This window comes from Candidatus Nitrotoga sp. 1052 (assembly GCF_927312905.1).
Taxonomy (GTDB): Bacteria; Pseudomonadota; Gammaproteobacteria; order Burkholderiales; family Gallionellaceae; genus Nitrotoga.
Genome location: NZ_CAKMHQ010000067.1, coordinates 43128 through 61850 on the forward strand (window position 1 = coordinate 43128; position 18723 = coordinate 61850).

General features: G+C 49.2%; 23 protein-coding genes. 14 read left to right on the forward strand and 9 right to left on the reverse strand.

The window, feature by feature from the left end; all coding sequences use genetic code 11:
- Positions 1 to 80 precede the first annotated feature (80 nt).
- The 5 genes from MJ768_RS12845 (at position 81) to modC (ending at position 4898) form a co-directional block, all read left to right on the forward strand.
- The gene (locus tag MJ768_RS12845; RefSeq protein ID WP_239292296.1) at positions 81 to 509 is read left to right on the forward strand and encodes a TOBE domain-containing protein; all 429 of its coding nucleotides are present in this window, start codon (positions 81 to 83) and stop codon (positions 507 to 509) included.
- A gap of 102 nt (positions 510 to 611) precedes the next feature.
- Entirely contained in the window at positions 612 to 2324 is a 1713-nt protein-coding gene (locus tag MJ768_RS12850; protein ID WP_239292297.1) for an alginate export family protein, read from the forward strand.
- 25 nt (positions 2325 to 2349) lie between these two features.
- Positions 2350 to 3123: a molybdate ABC transporter substrate-binding protein gene (gene modA, locus MJ768_RS12855; RefSeq protein WP_239292298.1), complete on the forward strand. Its 774-nt coding sequence runs from the start codon at positions 2350 to 2352 to the stop codon at positions 3121 to 3123.
- Positions 3124 to 3147: 24 nt separating this feature from the next.
- Entirely contained in the window at positions 3148 to 3831 is a 684-nt protein-coding gene (gene modB, locus MJ768_RS12860) for a molybdate ABC transporter permease subunit (protein WP_239292299.1), read from the forward strand.
- Entirely contained in the window at positions 3828 to 4898 is a 1071-nt protein-coding gene (gene modC / locus MJ768_RS12865) for a molybdenum ABC transporter ATP-binding protein (protein WP_239292300.1), read from the forward strand. The genes modB and modC overlap by 4 nt, the downstream gene beginning before the upstream one ends.
- 122 nt (positions 4899 to 5020) lie before the next feature.
- Here the strand turns inward: modC and ccmI are convergent, their stop codons facing one another.
- From ccmI to MJ768_RS12890, 5 genes are all read right to left on the reverse strand, one after another.
- Positions 5021 to 6277: a c-type cytochrome biogenesis protein CcmI gene (gene ccmI / locus MJ768_RS12870; protein ID WP_239292301.1), complete on the reverse strand. Its 1257-nt coding sequence runs from the start codon at positions 6275 to 6277 to the stop codon at positions 5021 to 5023.
- Complete coding sequence (locus tag MJ768_RS12875; protein WP_239292302.1) at positions 6274 to 6750, reverse strand: cytochrome c-type biogenesis protein; 477 nt, start codon at positions 6748 to 6750, stop codon at positions 6274 to 6276. The genes ccmI and MJ768_RS12875 overlap by 4 nt, the downstream gene beginning before the upstream one ends.
- Complete coding sequence (locus MJ768_RS12880) at positions 6743 to 7270, reverse strand: DsbE family thiol:disulfide interchange protein (protein WP_239292303.1); 528 nt, start codon at positions 7268 to 7270, stop codon at positions 6743 to 6745. The genes MJ768_RS12875 and MJ768_RS12880 overlap by 8 nt, the downstream gene beginning before the upstream one ends.
- Positions 7271 to 7281: 11 nt before the next feature.
- Positions 7282 to 9234 (reverse strand): heme lyase CcmF/NrfE family subunit, encoded by a 1953-nt coding sequence (locus MJ768_RS12885; protein WP_239292304.1) that lies wholly within the window; start codon positions 9232 to 9234, stop codon positions 7282 to 7284.
- A 283-nt stretch (positions 9235 to 9517) separates the two neighbouring features.
- The gene (locus MJ768_RS12890; protein ID WP_239292306.1) at positions 9518 to 10309 is read right to left on the reverse strand and encodes an exodeoxyribonuclease III; all 792 of its coding nucleotides are present in this window, start codon (positions 10307 to 10309) and stop codon (positions 9518 to 9520) included.
- Positions 10310 to 10376: 67 nt separating this feature from the next.
- On the opposite strand from MJ768_RS12890, the gene pyrE reads away from it, so the two are divergent.
- The 6 genes from pyrE to MJ768_RS12920 all read left to right on the forward strand — a co-directional run bounded on the left by pyrE (position 10377) and on the right by MJ768_RS12920 (position 14205).
- On the forward strand, positions 10377 to 11036 hold the full coding sequence (gene pyrE, locus MJ768_RS12895) for an orotate phosphoribosyltransferase (RefSeq protein ID WP_239292308.1): 660 nt from the start codon (positions 10377 to 10379) through the stop codon (positions 11034 to 11036).
- A gap of 5 nt (positions 11037 to 11041) precedes the next feature.
- A complete protein-coding gene (locus MJ768_RS12900) occupies positions 11042 to 11656 on the forward strand; it encodes a DUF4124 domain-containing protein (RefSeq protein ID WP_239292310.1) in 615 nt (204 codons plus the stop codon).
- 80 nt (positions 11657 to 11736) lie between these two features.
- Positions 11737 to 12366 (forward strand): hypothetical protein, encoded by a 630-nt coding sequence (locus tag MJ768_RS12905; RefSeq protein WP_239292312.1) that lies wholly within the window; start codon positions 11737 to 11739, stop codon positions 12364 to 12366.
- Between the two features lie 95 nt (positions 12367 to 12461).
- The gene (locus tag MJ768_RS12910; protein WP_239292314.1) at positions 12462 to 12980 is read left to right on the forward strand and encodes a hypothetical protein; all 519 of its coding nucleotides are present in this window, start codon (positions 12462 to 12464) and stop codon (positions 12978 to 12980) included.
- Positions 12981 to 13111: 131 nt separating this feature from the next.
- Positions 13112 to 13732: a type II RES/Xre toxin-antitoxin system antitoxin gene (parS, locus tag MJ768_RS12915; RefSeq protein WP_239292315.1), complete on the forward strand. Its 621-nt coding sequence runs from the start codon at positions 13112 to 13114 to the stop codon at positions 13730 to 13732.
- The gene (locus tag MJ768_RS12920; protein WP_239292316.1) at positions 13732 to 14205 is read left to right on the forward strand and encodes an RES family NAD+ phosphorylase; all 474 of its coding nucleotides are present in this window, start codon (positions 13732 to 13734) and stop codon (positions 14203 to 14205) included. The genes parS and MJ768_RS12920 overlap by 1 nt, the downstream gene beginning before the upstream one ends.
- A gap of 34 nt (positions 14206 to 14239) precedes the next feature.
- Here the strand turns inward: MJ768_RS12920 and MJ768_RS12925 are convergent, their stop codons facing one another.
- A complete protein-coding gene (locus MJ768_RS12925; RefSeq protein WP_239292317.1) occupies positions 14240 to 14545 on the reverse strand; it encodes a HigA family addiction module antitoxin in 306 nt (101 codons plus the stop codon).
- 10 nt (positions 14546 to 14555) lie between these two features.
- Positions 14556 to 14834: a type II toxin-antitoxin system RelE/ParE family toxin gene (locus MJ768_RS12930; RefSeq protein ID WP_239292318.1), complete on the reverse strand. Its 279-nt coding sequence runs from the start codon at positions 14832 to 14834 to the stop codon at positions 14556 to 14558.
- Between the two features lie 661 nt (positions 14835 to 15495).
- Here MJ768_RS12930 and MJ768_RS12935 point away from each other — a divergent pair.
- From MJ768_RS12935 to MJ768_RS12945, 3 genes are all read left to right on the forward strand, one after another.
- Positions 15496 to 15801, forward strand: coding sequence for a hypothetical protein (locus tag MJ768_RS12935; RefSeq protein ID WP_239292319.1), 306 nt, complete (start codon positions 15496 to 15498; stop codon positions 15799 to 15801).
- A gap of 81 nt (positions 15802 to 15882) precedes the next feature.
- A complete protein-coding gene (locus MJ768_RS12940) occupies positions 15883 to 16290 on the forward strand; it encodes a surface-adhesin E family protein (RefSeq protein ID WP_239292320.1) in 408 nt (135 codons plus the stop codon).
- Positions 16291 to 16436: 146 nt separating this feature from the next.
- The gene (locus MJ768_RS12945) at positions 16437 to 16913 is read left to right on the forward strand and encodes a hypothetical protein (protein WP_239292321.1); all 477 of its coding nucleotides are present in this window, start codon (positions 16437 to 16439) and stop codon (positions 16911 to 16913) included.
- A gap of 76 nt (positions 16914 to 16989) precedes the next feature.
- Here the strand turns inward: MJ768_RS12945 and MJ768_RS12950 are convergent, their stop codons facing one another.
- Both MJ768_RS12950 and hemJ read right to left on the reverse strand, forming a co-directional pair.
- A complete protein-coding gene (locus MJ768_RS12950) occupies positions 16990 to 18132 on the reverse strand; it encodes a THUMP domain-containing class I SAM-dependent RNA methyltransferase (protein WP_239292322.1) in 1143 nt (380 codons plus the stop codon).
- 4 nt (positions 18133 to 18136) lie between these two features.
- Entirely contained in the window at positions 18137 to 18550 is a 414-nt protein-coding gene (hemJ, locus tag MJ768_RS12955; RefSeq protein WP_239292323.1) for a protoporphyrinogen oxidase HemJ, read from the reverse strand.
- Positions 18551 to 18723 lie beyond the last annotated feature (173 nt).

Below are 18723 nucleotides of genomic sequence, written 5' to 3' on the forward strand. Positions count from 1 at the left end.
AGTGCAAATATTTTTGTTCACGGCATCCATGAACAAGATTGTTGGCCATTTTCATAAATATAGGTATAGGGGTGCTTAACTTGAAAACAAGTGCCAGAAATATGTTGCAAGGCAAGATTGAATCCGTTGTTGGCGGGGCAGTTAATTCAGAAGTGACTCTGAGACTGGATGATGGCGTGGCAGTGTACGCTATCGTTACCAATGAAAGTGTGCAGACATTGGGCCTTGCGCCAGGCAAAGTTGCAAGCGCGTTGATCAAGTCATCGTGGGTGATTTTGACTTCGGCGGATGAAAAGATAGTAACGTCGGCACGAAATCGGCTGTGCGGAGTGGTCAGTCGAATAGAAAAAGGGGTGGTGAATACCGAGATAGTATTGGACATAGGTTTCGACACTAGCTTTGTTGCGATGATTACCAATGAATCGCAAAATTTGCTCAAATTTTCCGTGGGAAGCCCGGCCTGTGCGCTAGTTAAGGCATCGCATGTGATACTTGCCGTAGAAGAATAAGGATAGGTATCAATAAAACCGCAGCCCATGCGGTTTTTTAATAATAAGCGTTATATAGTTGTGTATATTTTGCTTCGGAATTATTTACCTAAGGCCAAATTTGTGAACAAAATTTCAAATTTCCCATTAGTCGGGATTGTTAATAAACTTGCCTATTTTAAGAAGGTTGCAAGCCTAATAGGGCTGGTTCTTCTCAAGATTAAAAGATCTGAATCGGCGGTAAAAGCCGGAATTCTGGCGGGCAGTCTATTAATGGCATCTCCCTATGCAAATGCGAAGGAAAATATGCAGCTGAATCCGCTTGGCAACGAATTGGGCCAGGAACTCAGTGTAAATGAAAAATCTCAGGAAATTACCCTGGAAAACACCTCGTTAAAAATCGAAAAACCGTCTCAACCAGAAGCATCCGCTGTTACAACAGCAAACCGTGCTTACTATGTTCCAATCCGTAGTTATTCGTTAGAGCTTCAAACCGAACCTCCCCGTTATGTCAAGCAAGTCAACAAGACATGGTTAAAAGATATTGAAGGTTTGCAAGATGTGGATTGGCTTGACCTGGGTGTGGAAGCCCGGCTTCGCTATGAATATCGTGACAATGATTTTCGCCGCAAAACAGATGTACTGGATCAACCATATTATTTGCGAACACGTCTTTTTGCGGCGGTTAAAAATAAATTTGACCCATTACGCGCCACGATTGAACTTCAAGACTCTCGGCGATATAACAGCCAATTTGCGAATACCAATTTGGAGGTAAATGCAGCCGAAATAATTCAAGGCTATGGTGAGCTGTATTTTAAAGATGCGCTGGGTACAGATGATCTGGGTAACGATAGACCCCTGAGTGTGAAAGCTGGACGTTTGGCCTTTGAGATGACAGATAAACGCCTGGTCGCACGAAATGAGTTCCGCAATACCACGAATACATTTCAGGGTTTACGGGTGACTTTAGGGCAAAAATATAGTGATTGGCAAGCGGACATGTTTGCTCTTAATCCAGTAAGTCGCTTTATGGATCCGGAGGATAAAGCCGATCAAGCCAACAGGTTCTATGGCGCTGTAGGAGATTGGCGCAAATGGTCGAAAGTGATCACGCTACAGCCTTATTACTATTTGCTGCAACAAAATGGCAGCAAGGTTCTATATGCTTCGGATGGAACCATTGCACCGGCAAGTGCCCATAAAAATCGTGAGATTAATACCGCAGGTTTGCGTGGATATGGTTCGGTAGGCAAGACCGGACTGGATTATGACTTTAATTATGCCAAGCAATGGGGCAAGGATGGCGGGTTGGATCACGACGCATATACGTATAGCCTGGAAGCAGGCTATACCACCGAACATCCATGGAAACCGCGTTTTAGCGCGAATACCACTTATGTCACCGGCGATAAAAACCCAAACGACAATACAAGTCAGCGTTTTGAGCGCTTATTTGGTTTCAATAGGCCGCTGTCCAATAATGATTATGCACTACTGACAAACATCCAAGTTTTTAAGCTTCGCTCGGAGCTTAACCCCACGGATAAATTAAAAATGGACTTTGGCTATACTTGGATTAAATTAGCCAGTGCCACTGATTCCTGGGTTCCTGGAGCTAACTTACGTGATCCCACTGGTAAAAGTGGTAAAGACGTTGGCCAAGAGTTCGATATCCGGGTGCGGTATCCAATAAGGAAAAACATGGCGCTTACAGTAGGCTACGCATATTTCATGGCAGGTGACTTTACTAAAAAAACGTCCAACCTGGTAGAGCCGGGACGTAACGCAAATTCAAATTTTCTTTACGTAGAAACCACGGTAACTGCATTCTAGTTACACAAAGGCAAGGGGCTTAATAATGATTATTTTTTTGCGCACCATCGTTATCGCATTAGCATTGAGTGCTTGCACCGCAATGGCTGAGAATATAACCATCGTCGCCGCTTCCAGTATAAAATTTGCCATGGCCGATATCGTGAGTAAGTTTAATACCGAAAATCGTAATGACGCGGTAACGGCTATGTATGGCTCCTCAGGGAAATTCACTACGCAAATTCAGAATGGTGCGCCTTTTGATATGTTGTTCGCGGCCGACGTTAATTTTCCGCAGATGTTGAAAAAAGAGGGGCTAACGAGTTCGGACCCGGTAGTTTATGCGATCGGTCGTCTGGTAATCTGGTCCTCAACGACTGATGCCACCAAACTGACGCTACAAAAATTGTCTAATGCGAATATTCGTAAAGTGTCCATTGCCAACCCGGATGTAGCCCCCTATGGCATGCGTGCCAAAGAAGCGCTGAAATCGGTCGGAATGTGGGAAAAAATACAGTATAAGCTGGTCTTTGGAGAAAATATTGAACATGCTACCCAGATGGTGAGAACCGGCGCAGCCGATGCCGGTATTATTGCCCTTTCGCTGGCGCGTAATCCTGAAATGTCCAAACAGGGCGGATACAGCTTAATTGACAGCAGTCTTCATGGATCATTGGCACAAGCCTTTGTAATAACCAAGCGCGCGAAGGACAGTGCGCTTGCGCGGCGGTTTGCGGCTTATGTTCAGACACTCGAATCGCGTAACACGATAGAAAAATATGGCTTTGTGCTACCTGAAAATATTAGGTCGGAAAAATAGATTTTGGAGTATTTCAGGCAAAGCTTGAGTTTTACAGCAGAGGACTGGACAGCGATCGGGCTTACGCTGCGCCTATGTTTGTTCACTACAATAATTTTGTTGGCCATTGCAACACCTGTGGCTTGGTGGTTGGCTAGCGGACGCTCAGCCTGTCGAACCATTGTACAGGCGGTGGTAGCATTGCCACTGGTGTTGCCGCCTACCGTGATTGGGTTTTATCTGTTGATCTCACTTGGTCCGCGCGGCTTCATCGGCGGAACATTAGAAAATATGGGGCTGCATCACCTTGCTTTTACTTTTGAGGGAATCCTGATCGGCTCCGTGTTGTATTCCCTGCCATTTGCCGTGCATCCATTGGAGCAGGCTTTTTCCAGTCTGGGGCGGCGTCCGGTCGAGGTGGCTGCCTCATTTGGCGCTGGCGCGATAGATCAGTTCGTTAGCGTAATTTTACCGATGACCAAACGTGGCTTCATTGTCGCCATTACGCTTACTTTCGCACACACCATAGGTGAATTCGGAGTAGTCCTAATGGTGGGCGGCAATATTCCGGGGGTAACCCACGTATTATCAACCACTATCTATGGCTATACCGAGGGTATGCAGTACGATGCTGCGGGCAGGCTTAGCCTGATGTTGTTGATTTTTTCCTTTATGGTGCTGTGTATGGTGTATTGGCTTAATCGACGTTTTGAGATGGTCAAGCCATGACCTTGTCCGTATGTGCCCGGATTACTCATTCAGATTTTGTTTTTGACGTTGATGTCGCTTGGCCCGCGGAAGGTGTCACCGTTCTGTTTGGACGTTCTGGCTCGGGCAAGACTACATTGCTGCGCTTGATTGCTGGTCTGGAGCGTCCGAGCCATGCGCGCGTACACTTTCGTGATGAAAATTGGCAGGATGGAGGGCGCTGGGTGCCACTGCATCGGCGCCGGATTGGCATGGTTTTTCAGGAGGCAAGCTTATTTCCACATTTATTGGTACGCGAAAATCTTCTCTACGGTTACCAGCGCATCCCGGCTACGGAACGAAAAGTACATTTGGACGAAGTGGTGGGAATGCTGGACATCGGAAATTTGATCGGGCGTAGTGTGAACCAGCTTTCTGGTGGGGAGCGTCAACGTGTTGCCTTGGGGCGTGCTTTGCTGGCAAGCCCGCGCTTGCTGTTGATGGATGAGCCACTTTCTGCGCTCGATACACAGACCAAGCGCGATATCCTTCCATACCTAGAGCGCTTGGTGGAGCAAGCGGGTGTCCCGATTGTGTATGTTACCCATGCACCAGCTGAAGTGGAACGCTTGGCCGACCGGGTTGTATTTTTGCGGGATGGGCACATCGATCGCGTAGAAACACTCAAACACACCTTGTCGCGACCGGATTCCCCGTTATTTAATGATGAAGGAGTGGTTTCGGTCATTGAGGGAAAGTTGGGGCAGAAAGAACATGGGTTAACTCCTTTTCATGTTGGGGAAGATTGTTTTTGGTTGAGTGCCCCTGTTTATTCAGAAGGTGCTGGCAGGCCGCAACGTTTGCGTATTCTTGCTAAGGATGTCGGTATAGCTCTCTTTAAACCGGAGAGTACAAGTCTTCTGAATATATTGCAGGTGACAATAGAACGTATAGACCTCGCTCGTGAGGGGCACGTACTGCTCGGATTACGTTTAAGCGGAGGACAAAATTTGTTTACGGAAATCACTGCATGGTCACGTGATCGACTAGATTTACGCAAGGGACTTGTCGTATATGCCATGATCAAAACGGTTGCGTTGGCGGAGTAAATATCAACAAGACACATTGAAATTTATAAGCGTAAGATGCCCATCTGCCCAGAGGATTTTTACGCTTCATAGAGCATCAACGCATAATGGTAAAACCGCGTGAATTGGAGCAAACTCCTCGTTTATTTGACCTCTGAATCAATGGTAATGACTATGTCTTTTTGACCTGTTTTCACCGGTTTCGAAAAACCCTCCAGATCTTTTGGGCTAGAAGTTACATTCCCCGACTTTGATATACGCGCTCCGACAATAAAATTAGACACAGAAGATAAGTTCAAACCTGGCACCATCGACATGCTGTCATCCAGCGTGAAATTAAACGGCAATTCCTTCACTGTCTTGCGCATAACGGCCAGCGGCGGTTTGCGTCCACCATCCGCAGCCCGGGCGAAGATAAATACCGTGTCGGTATCTGCGATTCGCGACTTGAAGGCAGGATCAATGCGTACCGTTCCACTCACTGATCCATTCGCAACTTTTGACTGGGTTGAGGCTCTGTCACCGGCCGGAGCGGCAGCTGCCGGGGGCAGTCCGGCCAATCCACGTGCCTCATTGATGCTGGCGCTGACCGAGGCCACCATAGGAGAGTCCGCCGGCAACAAATCAAGAATCCTTTGCCACCGTTTAATGGCGTCCTGGTAGTCCTTGCGTTCGAAAGCTGCAGAACCCGCCAGAGACAACGCCTTAAGGTTGTTCGGATCGATTTTCAGCGCCTGCTGGATTATTTTTTCTGGCTCGCCCTGCAGGGTCTGTTTGAGCATGGCCAGCATATCGGCATGATCGGTCAGCACAAAGGCGTTGTTCGGTTGCAGTGCTACAGCGCGAGCGTATGCAGCACTGGCATCCTGATAGCGATTGAGGGCGGTGTAGGAGCGGGCAAGCATCACCCAGCCATCGGCGTTGTCCGGTTCCGACTTAAGCCGTTCCGCTAGCCACGTCACCATTGCCTCAAATTGTTCAGGTGTGGCCGGATGTGCTTCGTCAACGGCCGCTGTCGGGATTTGCGGCTTTAATCCGGCTGGCGTACCCAGCATGAAATATAAAGCAATCGCCAACAAAGGTACTGAAATTACCAACGCCGCGATCGAAGCGTTACCCCAGCGGCTATCAGTCGATGACGCAGTGGCGATTTCAGCGGCTCCTGAATCTTCCAGCACGCGACTCTCCAGATCGCTCCGCGCGTTTTGATATTGAACCTCATTCAGAGTCCCGGCTGCCAGATCTGCGTCTAATTCGCGTAACTGATCACGATAAACAGACAGATTCACCTCTGAAGGCGTGGTGGATATTGAGCTATTACCTCGTCTCAGTAATGGTGGCAGCAGAACAAGCAAAGTAACAACAATCAGAACTCCCACTATAAGCCAAAACGTTATCATGAGTGTCCCTCGCCTCCTTTTCCAGACAACAGCGATGCCGCGCGGGCATGCTCATCTGCGCTCAGGGCGGGCGCCTGCTGCATCATCTTGCGGCGCTGGCGCAGAATGACAAAGAGCACGCCCAACCCCACAACCAGCAGTAAAAGTGGACCGAACCAGAGCAACCAGGTGGTTGATTTTACCAGCGGGCTGAACAGAACGAATTCACCATAGCGCTTTACCATGTAATCCAATATTTCCTGCTCTGATTGTCCTTGCCGCAGTTTCTCGCGCACTTGATTTTTGAGGTCAACCGCGAGCTCGGCATTGGAATCGGCAATCGTTTGGTTCTGACAGACCAGGCAGCGAAGATGTGCAGACAGATCCATAACGCGTTTTTCCAGTACAGGATCGTCCTTCGTAATAGCCGCCTGATCAGCATGAGCCAGTGGCATTAAAAGCAACAGTACAAGAAAGAGAAGTTTGCTATGCACCGTTCAACTCCTTAACTAGAGGAATTAGTTTCTTCTGTATGAGTTCAGGCGTGAGCGCTCCGATAAATTTGTGACGGATGAGACCTGATTTATCGATGACGAAAGTTTCCGGGACACCATAGACACCCCAGTCGATGCCAACGTTGCCCTCTCGGTCGTAGGCTGACAGGACATATGGGTCACCCGAGTTTCTTAATAAAGCCAGACCGTCATCGCGATTATCCTTGTAATTCAGCCCATAAATCGGCACCAAATTTTGCCGTCCCAACTCTACCAACAGAGGATGCTCTTGGCGACAAGTCACACACCACGAGGACCAAACGTTAAGCAACCAAACCTTGCCGCGCAAGTCCTCCGGTCCAATAGTTTTAGCGGAGTCGTGAAGTTGTGGTAGCCGAAATGTCGGTGCTACCTTGTTGATTAAGGGCGATGGAACTTCCCTGGGATTGAGTGTGAGCCCGATCCACAAGAAAATAACGAGAACAATAAAAGCCCCCAGCGGAAGAAGAAAGCGGTTCATCGGATTCCCTTTCAGCGCTGCGTGGGTGACTTTAATGGCAGTCTATAGCGACGATCGCTCACCGCCAGCAAACCGCCAAGCGCCATGAGTAAGCAGCCGCCCCAGATCCAGTTAACCATCGGTTTGTGCTGGATGCGCATAACCCACTCGTCCCTGCTGATTTGTTCGCCAAGCGCAACATAAAGATCGCGGAACAGGCTCGTGTAAATGGCCCCTTCGGTCATGGCTGAATCCTGCATGGTATAAAGGCGCTTTTCAGGATAGAGCGTGTCTATCTTCGCTCCGTTCTGTGTTACCTCCAGAGTGCCGCGAATTCCGCTGTAATTCGGCCCTTTCATTTTCTCCATGGCAAGCAAGCGAAAGGCGTATCCATCCAGCGTGGTCACGTCACCCACACGCAGACGCATTTCACTGCTGGTTTCATAGCCCTTGACCAAAGTCACGCCGAGAATAAACACGCCAATTCCAGCGTGGGCGAGCAGCATGCCGTAAGTGGAGCGAGACGTGCCGCGCAGCGTTGCCCAAGCGCTCCCACTAGTGGATCCTCGCACTCGAGCGACTAGGTAGGCCATGCTTGTGAGTAATGCCCACATTCCCAGGGACGTCCCGGCTACCACCGGCGCCGTCCAGCGTCCGAACCAGAATGGCACAAGTATGCCTAATGCCACACTGACGATAAACCACGGCAGCAGATGTTTAAATACTTTCGCCAGGCTGGCCTGCTGCCATGGTGTGCGTGGCCCGATGCCCATCAAGAAAACGGCAATCGCCATGATAGGCGCAAACACTGCTTCAAAATAAGGTGGCCCGACTGAAATTTTACCCATATTCAATGCATCCAAGAATAAAGGATAGAGCGTGCCAAGGAATACTGCGCCAGCGGCAGCGACCAGAAGCACATTGTTCAAAAGTAGCATCGACTCACGTGAAATTAATCCGAATCCGCTGCCCAACCCCACTTTCGGCGCGCGCCACGCAAATAGCACAAGCGAACCGCCAACCACGACACTCAGGAATGCCAAAATAAAAAGTCCGCGCGCCGGATCTGTAGCAAAAGAATGCACGGAAGTCAGCACTCCAGAGCGCACTAGGAAGGTTCCGAGCAGGCTTAAGGAAAAAGCGATAATGGCCAGCAATACGGTCCAGTTTTTGAACGCACCGCGTTTTTCCGTTACTGCCAGGGAGTGGATTAGTGCAGTGCCCACCAGCCAAGGCATGAACGAAGCATTCTCGACCGGATCCCAAAACCACCAGCCGCCCCAGCCCAACTCATAATAGGCCCACCAGCTACCGAGCATGATGCCAAGCGTAAGAAACATCCACGCCACTGTGGTCCATGGCCGTGACCAGCGCGCCCAAGTTGCATCAAGCTTGCCCCCGATCAAGGCCGCGATGGCGAAAGAAAAGGCCACCGAAAAGCCTACATAACCCATATACAGTAAGGGCGGGTGGAATATCATGCCGGGATCTTGCAACAAAGGATTCAGGTCGCGGCCATCCATTGCGGCTGGTAGCAAGCGTTCAAAGGGGTTGGAGGTGAACAATGTAAAAGAAAGAAAGCCAACACTGATTAGCCCCATTACGCCCAATACGCGTGCCAGCATCTCTTCCGGCAAACGCTTGCTGAACAGCGTCACCGCCAGCATCCACCCGCCGAGCATCAGCATCCATAAAAGCAGCGAGCCTTCATGCCCGCCCCACACCGCAGCGATGCGGTACTGAACCGGCAACAACGAGTTTGAGTGGGCGGCAACGTATTTAACCGAGAAATCGTTGGTCACAAAGGTGTAAACGAGACAACCGAAGGCGATAGCGATGAAGGCAAGTTGTCCACGAGCTGCCGGGCGGGCGAGTGCCATCAGCCGCCGATTGCCGCGCATGCTGCCCGCTATAGGTAGTACGCCCAGCATTAGCGCCAGCACGAGCGCCAGCATGAGGGAAAAATTACCGATCTCGGGTATCATTTTCCGCCCCCTTGTCCGCTATAAACACAACCAACCGCTATCCACGTATTTGATTCGGTCTTGCCCGGTGTTGGTAGTTTGTTCATTAGCTTCATTTTTCCAAATTTTAAGAATTTAATTTAAACAGATGCGTCTTTAAAGTTTCGCATCATATGCCTCTCATGACGTGGCACAATTTTTAATTTTAACATGGACATTCTAGTTTTTTTAAAACAACTTCGAGTAAGACCACTGTTCGTGCCAAAGGTGCAAGTATCTCTTGTGCCATTGCCTCCTGAAATATTCAAGGAGACCCGTTTTCCTTAAGATTAATATCGTAATCAACCGTCAGCGGTGCATGGTCACTAAAGCGCTGATCCATATAGATGCTGGCTGATCGGGCGGACTGTGCAATACCCGGCGTGGCAATGTGGTAGTCAATACGCCAGCCCACATTTTTTGCCCAAGCCTGGCCTCGATTTGACCACCATGTGTAAGCTTCCAGTTCGGGATGAAGATGACGGAACACGTCTACGAACCCAACTTCATTAAATAGTTCAGTAAGCCAGGCACGTTCTTCTGGCAGAAAGCCGGAGTTCTTGCGGTTGCCGCGCCAATTTCTCAAATCCTTTTCGGTGTGGGCTACGTTCCAGTCGCCGCATAACAACACCTCACGTCCACTGGCATGAAGTTCACGCAGATGCGGCATGAAGGCAGCCATAAACTGAAATTTTACCGTCTGGCGCACCTCACCGCTGGAACCGGAAGGAAGGTAAAGCGACACGACACTTAAGTTGCCGAACCGCGTTTCAATATAACGCCCTTCGCTGTCGAATTCAGGTATGCCCAGCCCTTCAATTACTGTTTGCGGCTTTTGCCTGCAATAGATACCCACGCCGCTATAACCCTTTTTTTCGGCATAGTGGAAATAGCCGTGGTAACCGGATGGAGCTAACATTTCCGGCGTCATGTCAGCGGCTTGCGCTTTGAGTTCCTGCACACAGACAATGTCGGCATCCTGCTGCGCCAGCCATGGAAACAACCCCTTGCTGCAGGCAGAACGAATTCCGTTGAGGTTAATGCTGATGACGCGCACTAAAATTCTCCATAAGCAAAGCTTGTAATTATAATGGCGGCACGTCTAAATTTTTGATCTATCTGCCATGTCTAATTTCCGCCAGGACTTCATCCGTTTCGCCATCCAACAAGAGGTATTGTGTTTCGGTGAATTCAAAACCAAGGCTGGCCGCTTATCGCCCTATTTTTTTAATGCGGGTCTGTTTAACGATGGGGAATCGTTGAAACAAGTTACACAGTTTTACGCGCAGGCCATCCTGTTCTCAGCAATCCCCTTCGACATGTTGTACGGCCCTGCTTATAAAGGTATTCCGCTCGCCGCGGGAACAGCCATTGCTCTAGCAGAAAAAGGCCGCAATGTACCTTACTGCTTTAACCGCAAGGAAGCCAAAGACCATGGTGAAGGCGGTAGCACGGTGGGGGCGAAACTGCAGGGACGTGTGCTGATTATCGATGATGTTATTTCCGCTGGAACCTCGGTCCGGGAATCCATAGCCTTGATCCGTGCAGCGGGCGCAACGCCCTGCGGGGTGGTCATTGCATTGGATCGCATGGAACTGGGACAACAAACAGAGCGGAATGAAGATGAACTTTCCGCAGCACAGGAAGTACAGCGCACCTATGGTATTCCGGTGGTGTCAATTGCTACATTGGATGATTTGCTTGGTTATTTGCAGGATAATCCAGCGATGGTGCAAAATCTTCAAGCAGTACAATCCTACCGTGATCGTTATGGGATAGCGTAAATAAGATGAAAATTTTTAGTGCATGTCTAGTGTTGATTGTTGTGGCCTTCAGTACAACAGCCGAAGCAAAACTATATAAATGGGTGGACGACAAGGGCGTGACCCATTACGGCGAAGTCATTCCTCCAGAATATACCAACAAAAGTAATGCGCAATTAAGCGATAAGGGCCGTGTGATCAAACGAACCGAGGAAATAAATAATAAAGAGCGGCGCGCCAATGAGGAGGATGAGGCCAAAAAACGTATTGACAATGAAGCCAAGCTTGAACAAAGCCGCAAAGACAAAGCGTTGCAGAACACTTTCAGTAGCGAGAAGGAAATTGACCTGGCTCGCGATCGCAACTTGCATCAAGTAGAGTCACTTATCAGCAGCATACAGTCACTGCAAAAAACAGCTCGGGAGAACTTAAAAAACTATCAGCAGGAAGCAGAAGAAAGAAAACGCGCTGGCAAAAAGCTCCATGCTTCATTGCAAGCCGACATTACTGAGAGCGAGAATAAATTAGCTAAATTGCAACTGGATTTGGTCAAGGCTCAAGAAAAGGCGGCCGCAGTTAAAGCGAGTTATGAAGCCGACAAGATGCGCTTCCGCGAGCTGAGCGGGGGCGCCAAGAAATAAGCAAAGGGCGCCTGAAATTCCCAATTCTCTTCCCCTGTTTGTTTCTTTGTTTCAAAACTGGCATCGCAATGGGGTTCACTATGGATTCGTTAGGCAGCCGAGCGCATTTTTCAATGGAATCTAAGCTTTTTGAGGTAGCTCTGGAACGAGTAGTAAAAACATGGAAAACCTACATTACGGCAATTTGCATTCTTCACCTCACGCTGATAATCGACGCACTAAGTGGATTTTCATTCCTACGGGGAGGGGAGCCAATCGACCTTGCCGGATTCAAAGTCGTTCGTGAAGCTCTCTCTGCAACGTATGGCATACTCTTCTCTCTATTCGTGGCGAATGCATTTCTCGAATCCCGCCTGCTCAAATCCCGCTCATCCACTACCGACCTTTCCACGGCAAACAGGTTTTCTGCGCTAGATCTATGGTTCATCTCGCCATTTTCGGACTCGCAGATTCTGCGCAAAGCGTTCTGGTTTTTGTTTATTGTCGGATACCTTTTACTTGCGCAATTAAGCTTTGTTCATCTTCTTTTTTCGGAGAAGCTTTCTGATCCAACCCGAATGTCACCAGGAATATTCGCGGCGATTGGAGCAATCGATTTCATCCTACTCGTTATTTGCATACCATTCGGATATCGGATCTATCAGAACTTTCAGCACGTCCGATCTATGCTTCACAAGGGTGACCAAGCCCGGTTGGGCTTAATGAAATGAAGCCCAACCGGGCTCTCTAGTTTGACGAATAGATGCCGTAATATTAACAAATTCCTTTTACGTAAAACCTCAAAATATTTCCAATGTAGGCATCCATGACAAACAACACAAAGTACTTCGCTGTAATTTTTGCATCAATTATTTCAATGTGCGGATGCGCAACGGTTGACACTTTTCAAAAAATGAATTCAGCCGAAAGAGCGCACTATGTCTGCTCCAGAGATACTTACTATGAACGCTTGAACAATGATGAGTTAAGCCAACGAGCCAGAATTGACGATATCAGCAGTACTTTAGCGCGCGGCTATCGAGTGCATAAATCCTGCAGAACCGTAAAAGTGGAAAAGCCTGACACTGTCTCCTGCACATCTAGTGGCGCAGGAGGAACTTACATCAATACCGATTGCAGGCAAAACACAAAAATAACTTATGAGAATGTTTGTACTGAAACACCGGTAGCTATCGACGCAAATTTGGAAAGAGGGAATCTTAAAGTATCCAGAGATCTGATGGAAAGAGCCATGATCGAAAAGAATAATGTATATAGCCATTGCTATTCATTGGTTGAGCCGATGTCCGCTGAGCAAGCCTTTAGTTATTACAAAAACAGATGAATGAATCCTAGGGAAGAGCTTGACGTTAAAGACGGTATCTACCGCGCTCATTTCATATTGGAAGAGGCTCACACATGACAGATTGCGTCAAATGAGCTATAGTAAAAACTTATATGAGCGGGATATATTTTATGGTAAAGCAAGTACACTCAGTAAAACAACGTACGAAAGTCCGCGAACGCGGCCATTCTGGCGATAAGCTTTCTAAAGTCATATCTGTATCAAAAAAACAAGGCCAGATCAGACGACCGAGATCGCCGAATACATGCATAGCCGTTTCCGAGGCAGAGTGTCTGACAGCCACAATTGCAACCACAATTAATTTTAACCAACCCGACACTTTTTATTTCGCTAGCGGGATTGAGTACGTGCAAGTGATTCGCAAAGGTGTGCCAGCAGCCTTGTTGGATTTTATTATTCAAAAAATGCATATCCCGAAGGATCGTTTGTACACTTCGTTGCATCTTCCTCGTTCAACCGTTGATCGCAAAATCCGAAACAAAGAAACACTAACCCCTGAACAATCGGAACGTGTGCTTGGGCTTGAGCGTCTTGTTGGTCAGGTCGAGGTCATGGTTAACCAATCAGGAAATCCAGAAGGTTTCGATGCGAATCGCTGGGTCGGTGAATGGCTCGATAGCCCATTGCCTGCGCTCGGCGGAAAAAAGCCGGCAGACTACATGGATACAATGGAGGGACAGAAGCTTGTATCCAATTTACTTGCTCAATCGCAATCGGGAGCCTATGCATAATGATTGTTTGGCGGATTGCAACTGACACCCCAGACTATACCGCCGACGACCTTTCAGGAACCGGAGCTAAAAACACTGGTGGTAGATGGAACCGTCCGAAGCTTCTTGCTGTCCTTTATTGCGCCAATACGCCATCGCTGGCCTGCCTAGAAACATTAGCCCATCTCGGCGCAAGCAGCTTGCCTTTGAACCGTTGTCTGGTCGAAATCGATATTCCTGATCCGGTATGGAAAATTCGCCAAACCCATATGCAGTATTCAATGCCAGTCGGTTGGGATGCCATTCCAGCTGGGAAAGTGAGTCTAGATTTTGGAGATGCATGGCTGAGGGCGTGTAAAACTGCAGTTATGGTTGTGCCGTCAGCAATAGTGCCCGAAGATTCAGTAATCCTCATCAATCCGCAACATCCCGATTCGGTAAAAATCACATCTAGGAAGGTCCGGAAATGGTCGTACGATCCGAGGTTGCGCTAAATTAATCAAATAGGTAAAGCCCGGTTGGGCTGAATCACGCGCGCATCACCGCACGCTGCACACGTGGATGTTTTTTCTTCGATGCTTGCCACAAATCATAAGACGCCTGCCCACGCAACCAGCTTTCTGCACTGGGGCCGCCTTCCGGTGTTGCCAGCCATGCTTCCAAGCGCAAAGCTAGATCGGCGGAGATTCCTGCCCGCTCGTTAATTACGCGCGACAACTGCACTCTGGACATGCCTAACTGTCGTGCAGCCTCTGCCACTGAAATCCCCAGCGCGGGCAATACGTCTTCACGCAAGGTTGCCGCCGGATGCGGCGGATTAAACATCTTTGCCATTTTTCACCTCTCAATGATAGTCCTGATAATTCACCAAAATGGCATCCTCGCCTTCAAACGCGAAAGTCAGCCGCCAATTGCCATTCACCCAAACCGACCAATGGCCTGATAAGTCACCGCTCAACGGACGCCACTTCCAACCTGGCATGTTCATGTCCGATGCGGTGCGCGCATCGTTCAACTGCCGCAACTGGCAAGCCAGTTTGGCCGCGTGTGAAGGCTGTATACCTGCCTTGCTGCCGCTCTCGAAAAATGCCTTGATACCTTTATGCTGGAAGGTCTTTATCATGGATAAAGTGTATCTTGTTATGATACATCATGGCAAATAAAAATCAAGGGCACCTCTAAAAATTCAGAGTTCGCCCAAATGCAAGTCACGGGAAAAATTTCGCAACTCAGTTGGGCTGAATGAAATGAAGCCCAACTGAGCTGAGAAAGTCAAAAACAAAACTACCAATCGAGGCCCCCCTATTGAAATGCATCATTTTCCTCCTCGGGTAACGTGGTAGTGGGCATCGAAAAACTCGATTCAGATAGAGCGAGACATGATAAGAGAAATAGAGCTAATATTTTGCTACATTGCTAGACCCCACCCATTCCTGGCAGACAAAAAATCCAGAGCAGCTACGGGAAGTTTCAAAGGCCCAGCGAAGGTCGGTCGCTTTGTCGCTGGATAAGTACCGGGTGCGCCACCCGGATAGAGATCAGGCGATAGCTCAGGCTTACCTATCCGGCGCTTATACGATGGAGTGGCAGAGATCGGGCGCCATTTCGGGGTACACTACATGACGGTAAGTCGCGCAGTGCGGAAGTTTGAAGAAGACCGAAAAAAAATGTTGTAATGTTAGAACTGACCCCGTGCTTTCCTTACCGGTATAGGCAGCATTGCTGGCTTATGAGAATGTTTTCTATATTAGGCCACCCCGTTCATAAGACAAGGAGAGTTTCATATGGAAGCAATATCGATTCAAATAGTGCCTGCACAACCAGGTTTTTTCACTGTTATCGATTTTGGCGATAGCAAGGAGGTTGCTATTGGAGAACCAATCATTGCTTGGAGAATTGAGACACACAGCGTAGCAAAAAGCGATAATGTATTTTCCACGTGCATTCCCATCACCGTTGATGGAGATGCTGTTTCAAACTGTATTGGTGTGCAGAATCCTGACAATACTGTCACAGTCTTTGAAGATTCGACGTATCGTTCATTGATAGAACTTCAGGCCCACCGCTATCCACATGAAGCTGCGGCCTAACCTAACGTTCGAGCGGGACTGCCGCGAAGCAGCACCAAGACATGTCAGCACACTCCGATCCTTAGAAAAAGGGGAACCCCGATGAGTACACGACACATTATCTGCCTCCTGATTTCCAGTACCGTTGCGGGCTCCGTTGCGAGCGCTGAAAACTGGGTCCCTATAGGTAAGAGCGCCGAAGGCTCTGTTTTCATAGTCAACTTTCAATGGGTCAAACCGGGTGCCACCGAGCAAAAGATCATGACCCTTATTAACGTCCCTGAGATTCGCACAGACCCCAAGTCAGGTGTTCGTTACCTCTCTACCGTCAATTTCCAGATCGCTGACTGCAAGGGAAAGCGGATAGCGGACACATTGACCCTGGCCTACGCTGAAGCAAACATGAAGAGCCCCCCGGTCGGTCGAGTCGAGTTCGAGCCGCCATCGTGGGCACCAGCGACGCCCGGTTCAGTAAATAGAATGATTGTGGACGCCGTATGTCGCAAATAGCCTCTTCCTCAGAATGAGCGCAAGAAAAAAACAAAGGGGTCAAGTCTTGACACCGCAGTTGTCGTCAAACTCTGCATTCGAGCGGGACTGCGCAAAAGCGCGCAGCCCCTCAATTGAATGTTGAATGGCAAGAGGTTGAACTGAGAATGAACATCTCACGCACAGAGGCGCACGAATTCTTCGACACTCATGTGGCACCCACCTACGAAGAATGGATCAAAGACCCCACTAGCATTCGCTTGGCCATGAGCGCGGCAATCGCGCTAAACCAAATGGCAGATCATTTGTGGCACGCATACACGAACGTAGATCCAAGTCGGGTGTTCAATACAGTGAGCCCAAGCGCTTTCCGTGCAGAGCTAGGTCGCCGGCACGCCCACTTCGCTATCGTTCGTGATGTTGCGGAGGCACATAAGCACGTAAAACTTGATCGGAGCTCTCGCGTCCTTACTGGAGTTGAACAGACCGTGGTCGGCGCAACGGGTTGGGGCGAAGCGGACTTTGGTACTGGGCCTTACGGAGGTGGGCCATCCATCGTCGTGGAACTCGACGACGGAACCAAGCATCATTTTAGCCACCCCGCAAAGGAAATACTTCAGCTATGGTTGTCAATTCTCGTATAGTATTGCCGTCCAACTTTGCGTTCAAGAGGGACGCCGCGCGGAGGCGCGTCGCCCCTTAAAAATGACATATTTTTATTCAGGTACGGTTGCTTCCCGCCACCATCTTGTATTCAAATAAACGGCATTCAATTGCGCCGTTGAACAGCAGAGTGCGACGTGAAACGGATAGGCGGATGAACTTCGGCATGCGTAAATCGGAAGTAAACAGATAGGCATTCCAGCCGCCGAATTTTTTCTTCAGCACGTCGCCCAGCTTTGGGTATAACTCTTGCAGCTCTTCCAAGTCACCCATGCGCTCGCCATAAGGCAGGTTCGCTACCAGCACGCCATGGTCGGCGGGTGCGGAAATCTCCAGCACGTTCGCTTGATTGAGCGTCACTGCTCCACGTAATCCTGCGTTTTCCAGATTGAGGTGTGCGGCTTTAAGTTCGTCGCCATATAAATCGCTGCCGAAAATCGGCAATGCGCTAACCGGCTTTTGTGCCGCTTGCGCTTGGCTGCGCATCTCGCTCCACGCGGCGGCGTCGAAATTTTTCAGTTTCTCGAAGGCAAAACTGCGGCTAATGCCGGGGGCGATGTTAAACGACATCAGTGCCGCTTCAATCAGGAAAGTGCCACTGCCGCACATCGGGTCAAGCAGCGGCACGCCGGGCTGCCAACCTGTCAGCAGCAAAATGCCCGCAGCCAGATTCTCGCGCAGGGGTGCAACGTTGGTGTACTGGCGCACACCGCGTTTGAACAGCGCATCGCCGGAAGTATCGACATACAGCGTCATGCGGCTGGATTCAAGGAAGGCATGGATACGGATATCCGGCGTATGGGTATCCACGCTGGGACGGTCACCGGTGAGCGCGCGGAATTTATCGCACACGGCATCCTTGATTTTCAGTGTGGCGAAATCCAGACTTTTCAAGGGGCATTTAATTGCCGTCATGTTGACGCGGATGGTGTGTGAGGTGTCGAACCAATCGTTCCACGGCAGCGCATAGGCGGTATCGAAAATGTCCTGCTCGTTGCGATAATGTGCTATCGCCACGCGCCACAGCACGCGACTGGCAATGCGGCTGTGTAGATTGACACGGTAGCTCAATAAAAAGGGGCCGGTGAAATGCACGCCGCCATCGGTGGTACGCACCTCTTGCGCACCGAGCGCATTCAGTTCATTGGCCAGCATTGTTTCCAAGCCGCGCGGACAGGGTGAAAAAAAGGTTTCAAGCATATAGTTATACAGGTTTGACGATTACAAGAATGATGATGGCAATCATAAGCAGCACTGGAAATTCATTGAACCAGCGGTAGAATACATGGCTGCGCGTGTTGCGATCGGTTTTAAAGTCGTGCAGCAGCTTGCCGCAATAGACGTGGTAGGCGATCAACAATAACACCAGCGTGAATTTGATGTGCATCCACCCGCCGGTTACACCATAACCAATCCACAGCCATAATCCAAAAATGGCAGTCAGCACGCCACCCGGCGTCATGATGCCGTAGAACAATTTGCGCTCCATGATTTTGAATCGTTCGATGCTGGTTTTATCCTTGCTCATGGCGTGATACACGAACAGTCGCGGCAGATAGAACAAGCCGGCGAACCAGGTAACCATAAAAATCACATGCAGTGCTTTAATCCATAACATAATTTATTTATTTTAAGGGTGCGTGTATAAAGTCAAAACCCTAAGCGGGGCAACGAGCGCAAGGGGGTAAGCAGGCAAGCCGCAAAACGCGTGTTTTACAGATAAGCGATAAAATTTATGGTTCATCCGACTTTCCTATGGGTAGCCTGAACCGGATACAGATCAAGACCGCC

What these genes read in the sequence shown, in the direction of transcription:
- modA (WP_239292298.1), top strand. Translation starts at nt 2,350, where the DNA reads ATGATTATTTTTTTGCGCACCATCGTTATCGCATTAGCATTGAGTGCT.
- modC (WP_239292300.1), top strand. Translation starts at nt 3,828, where the DNA reads ATGACCTTGTCCGTATGTGCCCGGATTACTCATTCAGATTTTGTTTTT.
- ccmI (WP_239292301.1), bottom strand. Translation starts at nt 6,277, where the DNA reads ATGATAACGTTTTGGCTTATAGTGGGAGTTCTGATTGTTGTTACTTTG.
- MJ768_RS12880 (WP_239292303.1), bottom strand. Translation starts at nt 7,270, where the DNA reads ATGAACCGCTTTCTTCTTCCGCTGGGGGCTTTTATTGTTCTCGTTATT.
- MJ768_RS12885 (WP_239292304.1), bottom strand. Translation starts at nt 9,234, where the DNA reads ATGATACCCGAGATCGGTAATTTTTCCCTCATGCTGGCGCTCGTGCTG.
- pyrE (WP_239292308.1), top strand. Translation starts at nt 10,377, where the DNA reads ATGTCTAATTTCCGCCAGGACTTCATCCGTTTCGCCATCCAACAAGAG.
- MJ768_RS12900 (WP_239292310.1), top strand. Translation starts at nt 11,042, where the DNA reads ATGAAAATTTTTAGTGCATGTCTAGTGTTGATTGTTGTGGCCTTCAGT.
- MJ768_RS12905 (WP_239292312.1), top strand. Translation starts at nt 11,737, where the DNA reads ATGGATTCGTTAGGCAGCCGAGCGCATTTTTCAATGGAATCTAAGCTT.
- MJ768_RS12910 (WP_239292314.1), top strand. Translation starts at nt 12,462, where the DNA reads ATGACAAACAACACAAAGTACTTCGCTGTAATTTTTGCATCAATTATT.
- parS (WP_239292315.1), top strand. Translation starts at nt 13,112, where the DNA reads ATGGTAAAGCAAGTACACTCAGTAAAACAACGTACGAAAGTCCGCGAA.
- MJ768_RS12920 (WP_239292316.1), top strand. Translation starts at nt 13,732, where the DNA reads ATGATTGTTTGGCGGATTGCAACTGACACCCCAGACTATACCGCCGAC.
- MJ768_RS12925 (WP_239292317.1), bottom strand. Translation starts at nt 14,545, where the DNA reads ATGGCAAAGATGTTTAATCCGCCGCATCCGGCGGCAACCTTGCGTGAA.
- MJ768_RS12930 (WP_239292318.1), bottom strand. Translation starts at nt 14,834, where the DNA reads ATGATAAAGACCTTCCAGCATAAAGGTATCAAGGCATTTTTCGAGAGC.
- MJ768_RS12935 (WP_239292319.1), top strand. Translation starts at nt 15,496, where the DNA reads ATGGAAGCAATATCGATTCAAATAGTGCCTGCACAACCAGGTTTTTTC.
- MJ768_RS12940 (WP_239292320.1), top strand. Translation starts at nt 15,883, where the DNA reads ATGAGTACACGACACATTATCTGCCTCCTGATTTCCAGTACCGTTGCG.
- MJ768_RS12945 (WP_239292321.1), top strand. Translation starts at nt 16,437, where the DNA reads ATGAACATCTCACGCACAGAGGCGCACGAATTCTTCGACACTCATGTG.
- MJ768_RS12950 (WP_239292322.1), bottom strand. Translation starts at nt 18,132, where the DNA reads ATGCTTGAAACCTTTTTTTCACCCTGTCCGCGCGGCTTGGAAACAATG.
- hemJ (WP_239292323.1), bottom strand. Translation starts at nt 18,550, where the DNA reads ATGTTATGGATTAAAGCACTGCATGTGATTTTTATGGTTACCTGGTTC.